Consider the following 7,015-nt stretch of genomic DNA (forward strand, 5'->3'; position numbering starts at 1 on the left):
CGATCTCACCCAGCAACCCGTCGGCGTCCTCCGGCAGACGGGTGCGGAAATCACCGTCCCGGACCGCCGTCAGCCCGCCGAGCAGCTGGCGCAGCTCGGTCTCGCCCACCTCGGACGGGCCTCGGACCCGTTTGCCGCGCCCTCTCGTACGTGCGTTGCCGACCGTGGGGTCGCTCATGTCGTGTTCCTCGTTCCGTGCTCGCCCGGCATGGAAGAACTTCAACCCTGGGTAGCGGAAGAGTAGCCGCCTGCGCCCAGACGCGCGCTAGCCCCGAAGTTAGCCGAGAATGCGCCCGCGCGCCGCCCGTCACACGGAACGTTCCGCGGCGGCCCTGGCGGCGGCCACCGCCTCCTCGACGGTGTCGTGCACGGGGAGGTGCCCGAGCACCCCGGTGATGTCCAGCAACCGGGCGGGCAGGGGCTGCACGGCGGCCAGGCGCACCGCGCCCGACCTCCGGAGCTGGTCGGTGGCGAAGGCCAGCAGGACGTGCAGGCCCGAGCTGTCCACGAACGGCACCCGGGCCAGGTCGAACACGACCTGGTGACCGGGCTCCGGACGGTCTCTGAGGAAGCTCTCGAACTGGGCGCGGTTGGTGGCGTCGAGCTCGCCGGACACCTCGATCACCGTCACGCCCGGCTGCTCCCGGCGCAGGAGCGTCAGCGGCGGCATCGCCGCCGCCCACCGCGCTCGGGACGCGACGCGACCGGTGGCGGAGGGGCGCCGTCCAGCGCCCGGTGATGACCGGCCCCGGCGGAGGCCGGGTGTGTCGAGAAGCCGCGTCCCGCGGGGGGCGGAGCAGTCACGCAAGCAGAATAGCCTCCCGGGGTCGCCGGGGACATCCCATCAGTGACCGTGACCGTGGCCGACGAACGCGCCCGCCGGCCTGCCGGGCGGGACGAGACCGAGCGAGACCAGCGCCGCCACCCCCGCGACGACCGCGCACAACACGAGCCCCGAGGTGAAGCCGCCGGCGCCCGCGCCCGGCACCAGGCTGGACGCGGCGACCGTGGACACCGCCGCCACCCCGATCGAGCCGCCCAGCTCGTGGAAGGTGTTGATCACCCCGGAGGCGACGCCGTTCTCGCCGGGCGGGACGTTGGCCATCGTCGTGGTGGTGGCGGTCACGAACGCCGGCCCGATCCCCACGGCGGCCAGCACGAACCCCGGCACCAAGGTGGTGAACGCGCCCGCCTCGGGGGACACCCGGGTCATCAGCGCCGCCCCCGCGGCGGTCAGCAGGAACGACGCCACGGCCACCGGCCGGCCGCCCACCTTGCCGATGAGGCGGCCGCCGAGGTGCGCGCCCAGCGTGATGGCGACGGCGACGGGCAGGAACGTGAGCCCGGTCCGCAGGGGGCTGTAGCCCAGGACGTGCTGCAGGTAGAGGGAGCTGAGGAAGAACAGGCCCAGCATCAGCCCGGTGGCGACCAGCATGACGAACGCGCCCGAGACGACGGGACGCCTGGCCAGGGTCTCGATCCGCATGAGCGGCGCCCGTACCGACCGCTCGACCAGGACGAACGCGACATACGACAGGGCGGCCCCGGCCAGCGGCAGCAGGGTTCCCGCGGAGGCCCAGCCGCCGTCGCCGGCGGAGACGAGCCCGTAGATCAGCAGGGCGGTGGCCAGCGTGACGAGCAGCGCGCCGCCGACGTCGACCCGGCCGCCGCGCGGGGCATCGCCGGTGGCCTGGGCGGCGACGCGGGCGGGGACGACGCGGGGGACGGCGGCCAGCACCAGCAGGCCGACGGGGACGTTCACGTAGAACACCCACATCCAGCCGGGGCCGTCGGTCAGGACGCCGCCGAGCAGCACGCCGATCGCCGCGCCGGAGCCGCCGATGGCCGCCCACACGGCGAGCGCGCGGGCCCGGCGCTCACCCTGGAAGACGGTGGTGACGACGGCCAGCGCCGCGGGGGACAGCAGCGCCGCGCCGACCCCCTGGACGGCCCGCCCGGCGATGAGCGTGCCGCCGTCGCCGGCCAGGCCGCAGGCGAGCGAGGCCGCGGTGAACAGCGCCAGCCCGGCCATGAGCGTGCGGCGGGGGCCGAGCGCGTCGGCGAGCCGCCCGCCGAGGACCATCAGGCCGCCGAAGCACAGCGTGTACGTGGTCACCACCCAGGTCAGCGCCTCCCGGCCGAGCGCGAGGTCGGCGCCGATGGTGGGCAGCGCCACCTGGACGACGGTGATGTCGATGATCAGCATGAGCTGCGCCAGGCACAACAACGCCAGCACCGCCCAGCCCTTGTTCTGTGCGGGCGCGGCAGCCCGCGTCCCGACGTGATGACTCATTCCCGGTCTCCTTAACTCGTACACTAGTGTTCAAGTTAAGCACAACAAAACGGTACGCCGGTAGGGTGTCGCGGCGGCACGGGTCGGCCGGGCTCGTTCGGGCCGCGCCGGGACGGCGGGGTGTGAGGTCGTGCCGGAAGGCCGGCGGGGGCCTGGAGGGAGAGGTCAGGCGGGGGAGGGCGGGGTCAGGAGGGAGAGCATGGTGCGGGCCAGGACCGGCTCGACCTGCTCGGCGGCCAGACGGCCGGCCTCCCGTTCCTGGGCCGCGCTGTGGATAATCGCGAAGAACGTCGTCACCAGCCACTCCAGCGGCAGGTCGGTGCGGAAGTCGCCGTCGTCCTGGCCGCGGGCGATCAGGCGCTCCACCCGGCGCAGCGGGCGGTCGTGGTGCTCGCGGATGCGCTCGGTGGGCAGCACCCGGTCGGCGGCCACGAAGAGCCGCCGGTGGCGGTCGAGGATCTCCCACGACGAACGCAGCAGCCCCGCCATCGCCTCCGGCGCGGGGGCCGTGTCGAGTGCCTCGTCCTCCAGGACGGCGTCGGCCAGCCCGACGGTGTGGTCGAGGACGGCGTCCACCAGGGCCTCGCGGGAGGGGAAGTGCCCGTACAGGGTGACCCGGCCGACGCCCGCGGCCTTGGCGATCTCGGCCACGCTCGCGCCCGGGTCGTCGCTGAGCAGCCGCGTCCCGGCCTCCAGGATGGCGGCGATGTTGCGCTCGGCGTCGGCCCGCCGGGCGGGGACGGGCTGTCGGGCGGCGGTCTTCCCCATGGGCACCACCCTACGACGCTCCCGGCCGGAGATCGTCGCCGCCCTCGGCGCGTCACCGGCACCGGGGGAGGCGGTCAGAGGGCGAGCGCGTGGTCCAGGAGGGACTGGAGGGTGACGGCTCCGGCGACCCGGCCGTCCTCCACGATCGCCACCAGCGGGCTGCGCGTGCGGGCCATGAGCGCCGCCAGTTCGAGCACCGTGGCCTTCATGTCCGCCACCGGCAGCTCGCGCGGCTGCTCGGGCAGGCACTCGCGGACGGTGCGCGTGCCGAGCCGGCGCAGGAACAGGTCGGCGTGGGCCTCGTCCACCACCCGGGCCAGGGCCGGGTCGTCCTGGCAGTAGGGCGGCACGGCCAGCCGGAGCACCTGTGTGCCGGGGAGGATGCTGTGGGGGCGGCCGTCGTCGCCGATCACGATGAGGCCGGGCAAGTCGCGCTCGGCCAGCAGCCGGGCGGCGTCGAGCGCCGACATGTCGAGCGTGACCGCAGGGAACTCCGTGACGAGATCGCGTGCGCGCATGGGTGATCATCCTCCGGCCCACAGCCTAGCCAACGCCCCTCCCGCCCGGCGCGCGGGCACTGGTCGTCGGCGAACGTCCGCCGTGCGCGGCGGTCGTGCGGTTCGCGCTTCACCGGCTGGGATATTGAACCGCGGCCCTTCGGTGGCGAAATCGGGCGCGCGGGATTTCCCGAAGAGCATGCCGCGACACCGCGATTTGGTCCCGATTCCGAATCGATCGCCGCGCCCGGGTTCCGGTCCTTCACCGTCAGGTGTGACACCTCACCCCTCATCTCCTGGCACAACAAGGACGCGCAGGGCAACTCCGTCGGCGGCTGCGTGATCATGGACGCCGTTCCCGCGCAGTCCTTCGCCAAAGACGACAAGAACGACAAGGGCGTGGCGGTCGACCAGATCTACGACCACATCAAGCAGGCGCTGACGCCCGGCTCCGTCACCAACCCCCAACCCGGCGGCATCGCCTTCCCGGACCTGCGCCAGGCGAAGAGCATTCCGGGCGGCACACCGCAGAACCCCCTGTCCCGGGCGAGGTATTCGTCACAGATCGACGCCAATCATAGATTCGCCGGTAAAACGTGCGAGTTCGAGTTCGGCAAGGAGGAACTGGCCGCCGATGACGTCGAATGCGATCAGTTCCCCTTCGCCTCGACGGCGCAAGGAGCCGCCTACGCGAAACCGGAACACAATTTCTCGGTGCAGATCCTCGGCAAGGAACAGAACCAGGGTTTCGGCGCGGTGCTGCAGGCCTGGTACAACAACAATCGAATCCTTCGGCAGGACAAGTTCTACCTGCGGCTGAAATAGCGGCCGCCGCGGCCCGCTTCCCACCGTTCGGAAAGCGGGCCGCGGTCCCCCGGAACGGAAAGAATGCCGTCATGGCAGAGATCATCGCTGAGCGTTCCGACGGCATCGAGGTGCGGCGTTTCCACGGTTTCGCGGACGTCGAGGCCGCCCAGGACCTCCGTCCCCGTCAGCCGGGCATCTGGGACCTCGGCGGGCCCGCCCCCAGCCGGCGGGTCGCGGTCGGACCCAACGCGATCATCATGGACGTCACCCCGGACGTCGGCGTGTTCGTCCGCTACGAGAGCTGGGACGGCCCGCGGCGACATCTACCAGGTCACCCTCCTCACGCTGCAGCTCTGGCCGTGACGCCTGCCGGGGGCCGTGGAGAACCCCGGGCTCCCGCAGCGGGGTCAGGAGGGGAAGCGCAGGTGGGCCGGGGGGACGTGGGCGGTGAGCCAGACGCCGTTGGCGCTGCGCAGGAAGAGGTGCCCGGCGGCGTGCATGTCCCCGGCGGCGACCGCCAGCACCACCGGCCTGCCCCTGCGCGCGCCCACCCGGACGGCGGTCTCCCGGTCGGGGGACAGGTGCACGTGGTGGCGGCTCATCGGCCGCAGGCCCTCGCGGCGGATCGCGTCCAGGTTGCGGGCCACCGTCCCGTGGTAGAGGTAGGCGGGCGGCTCCATGGCGGGCAGGCCGAGCTCCACCGGCACGGAGTGGCCCTGGTTCGCGCGGATCCTGCCGTCCTCGATCGCGTAGCGCCGCTTGTCGTTGGCCGCCACGACCTGGCGCAGCTCGTCGGGGGTGATCAGGAAGTCGTGCGCCGCGGCGGCGGCGAGCAGGTCGTCGACGGGGACCCAGCCGGCCGCGTCGAGGGTGAGTCCGATGCGCTGCGGGTCGTGGCGCAGGTGCCTGGCCAGGTACTTGGAGATGCGGATCATGCGTCGTTCGTCCATGGGCTTCCCATGGTGGCAGCTGCGGGCGGGCGCGGTCAGGTGGTTTGTGCCCGTACGAGGTCTTCGCCGACGGACGTACGGCCGTAGAGGACCGAACGGCCCGCCCGCACCCGGCCGACCAGCCCCGCGTCGAGCAGCACCTTGAGATGGCGGCCCACCGAGCCCAGGCCCTGGCCGGTGAGCGCGACGAGCTGCGTGGTGCTCTTCGGGGTGTCCAGCAGCACCAGCACGCCCGCCCGCGCCCCGCCCAGCAGCCGGCCCAGCGCCTGCGGCGCGGGCGGCGGGCCGACGTCGGCCAGCGGGCCCGAGCACGGGTAGACGATCGCGCAGCGGCGGGAGCCGTGCCAGCTCACCCAGCCCTGGCGCGGCGTGACCGGCACGAACATCAGCCTCGCGCCCGCCAGGTCCCGCGGCGGATGGTCGTAGGCGTTGATCTGCAGCCGCCCGTCGCCCAGCCAGCGCAGACCGGGACGCATGCCGTCCAGAGCCGCCGCCCAGCCGCCCCGGCCCAGCCGCGCGGCGCGGGCCGTGACGTCGGCCTCGATGATCCGGCGGCGCCGCGGCCAGGCCGGCAGCACGGTCTCGCGCCACACCCACTCCAGCCGGGCGGCCATGCGCCCGGGCAGGTCGTCGCGGCGCAGCGCGGCGGGCACCGGGCCGCCCAGCGACTCGACCAGGTCCTCGCGCGCCTGCTCCGGCGGGGTGTCGCGGACACTCGCCAGCTCCTCCTCGAAGGCCGCCTCGCCCTCTCCCTCGGGCGTGGGCGTGAGGAACGTCGCGTTCCACGTACGGCCCAGCGCGGCGCGGACGAGCAGCGCCGTGACCGGGTCGGCGGCCTGCTGGGCGCGGTAGGCGGGCAGGTGGGCGGCCAGCCAGGCATCCTCGCCGGGATGGGCGGCGACGGCGCGGTCCAGCGTCTTCAGCGCGGCGATCGTCTCGGCCAGCGGCGACAGGACGAACCGGCCGTCCGCCAGCGTGTCCGCGTCGACCTGCCAGAACCCCACCACGTCCTCCTCGTCCCTGCTCTGTTTCGCGGGTGGGCGAAACAGTAACGCCTGCCGCCGCCGGTCGCGAAGACTGCCGTCCCATGCGCACGTACCGGGACCTGTTCGGCAGGTCCGGATTCACCCCGCTCTTCCTGGTCTCGTCCGGGCAGGTGGCCGGGCAGACGGTGAGCGGGCTCGCCCTCGGCACCCTCGTCTACGCCGACACCGGATCGCCGCTGCTGTCCGGGCTGGCCATGTTCGGCCCGGCGCTCGCCCAGGTGGTGGGCACGGCCACACTGCTGTCGGCGGCCGACCGGCTGCCGCCGCGCGCCGCCCTGTCCGGGCTGGCGCTGGCGGCCGCGCTCGGCGCCGCCTTCCTGGCCGTGCCCGGCCTGCCCGTGTGGGGCATGCTCGCCGTGGTGCTGGCATTCGGCGCGCTGTCCGCGCTCGGCGGCGGCGTCCGTTACGGGCTGCTGAACGAGCTGCTCGACCGGGACGGCTACCTGCTCGGCCGGTCGGTGCTCAACATGTCCTCCGGGATCGTGCAGATCGCCGGGTTCGGCGCGGGCGGGGTGCTGGTGACCGTCCTGTCGCCGCGCGGGACGCTGCTCGTCGCGGCGGCCCTCCACCTGGCCGCCGCGGCGGCCGTGATCGGTAGAGCACACCTCTGTACACCACTGACAGCACCAGTGATGTCGTTTTCCGTGGTATGGT

General features: G+C 73.5%; 7 protein-coding genes and 1 pseudogene. 2 read left to right on the forward strand and 6 right to left on the reverse strand.

The window, feature by feature from the left end; all coding sequences use genetic code 11:
- Positions 1-307: 307 nt before the first annotated feature.
- The 4 genes from AB0J71_RS49415 to AB0J71_RS49430 form a co-directional block, all read right to left on the reverse strand.
- Positions 308-670 (reverse strand): STAS domain-containing protein, encoded by a 363-nt coding sequence (locus AB0J71_RS49415; RefSeq protein ID WP_352329146.1) that lies wholly within the window; start codon positions 668-670, stop codon positions 308-310.
- Between the two features lie 174 nt (positions 671-844).
- A complete protein-coding gene (locus tag AB0J71_RS49420) occupies positions 845-2,293 on the reverse strand; it encodes an MFS transporter (RefSeq protein ID WP_364421336.1) in 1,449 nt (482 codons plus the stop codon).
- A 165-nt stretch (positions 2,294-2,458) separates the two neighbouring features.
- Complete coding sequence (locus AB0J71_RS49425) at positions 2,459-3,061, reverse strand: TetR/AcrR family transcriptional regulator (RefSeq protein WP_364421337.1); 603 nt, start codon at positions 3,059-3,061, stop codon at positions 2,459-2,461.
- A 74-nt stretch (positions 3,062-3,135) separates the two neighbouring features.
- Positions 3,136-3,579 carry a CBS domain-containing protein gene (locus AB0J71_RS49430; protein WP_352329152.1) on the reverse strand — a complete coding sequence of 148 codons (444 nt, stop codon included), beginning with the start codon at positions 3,577-3,579 and terminating at the stop codon, positions 3,136-3,138.
- A 318-nt stretch (positions 3,580-3,897) separates the two neighbouring features.
- Here AB0J71_RS49430 and AB0J71_RS49435 point away from each other — a divergent pair, with 318 nt between their 5' ends.
- Positions 3,898-4,383: a hypothetical protein gene (locus tag AB0J71_RS49435; RefSeq protein ID WP_364421339.1), complete on the forward strand. Its 486-nt coding sequence runs from the start codon at positions 3,898-3,900 to the stop codon at positions 4,381-4,383.
- A gap of 389 nt (positions 4,384-4,772) precedes the next feature.
- On the opposite strand, the gene AB0J71_RS49440 is transcribed toward AB0J71_RS49435, so the two are convergent.
- Complete coding sequence (locus tag AB0J71_RS49440) at positions 4,773-5,315, reverse strand: RNA 2'-phosphotransferase (protein ID WP_364421342.1); 543 nt, start codon at positions 5,313-5,315, stop codon at positions 4,773-4,775.
- 35 nt (positions 5,316-5,350) lie between these two features.
- Positions 5,351-6,319, reverse strand: a complete 969-nt coding sequence (locus AB0J71_RS49445; protein WP_352327910.1) for a helix-turn-helix domain-containing protein — start codon at positions 6,317-6,319, stop codon at positions 5,351-5,353.
- Between the two features lie 83 nt (positions 6,320-6,402).
- On the opposite strand from AB0J71_RS49445, the pseudogene AB0J71_RS49450 reads away from it, so the two are divergent.
- Positions 6,403-7,015, forward strand: a pseudogene (locus tag AB0J71_RS49450) (MFS transporter); the annotation flags it as partial.

It is taken from the genome of Nonomuraea sp. NPDC049637, from assembly GCF_040675235.1.
Taxonomy (GTDB): Bacteria; Actinomycetota; Actinomycetes; order Streptosporangiales; family Streptosporangiaceae; genus Nonomuraea.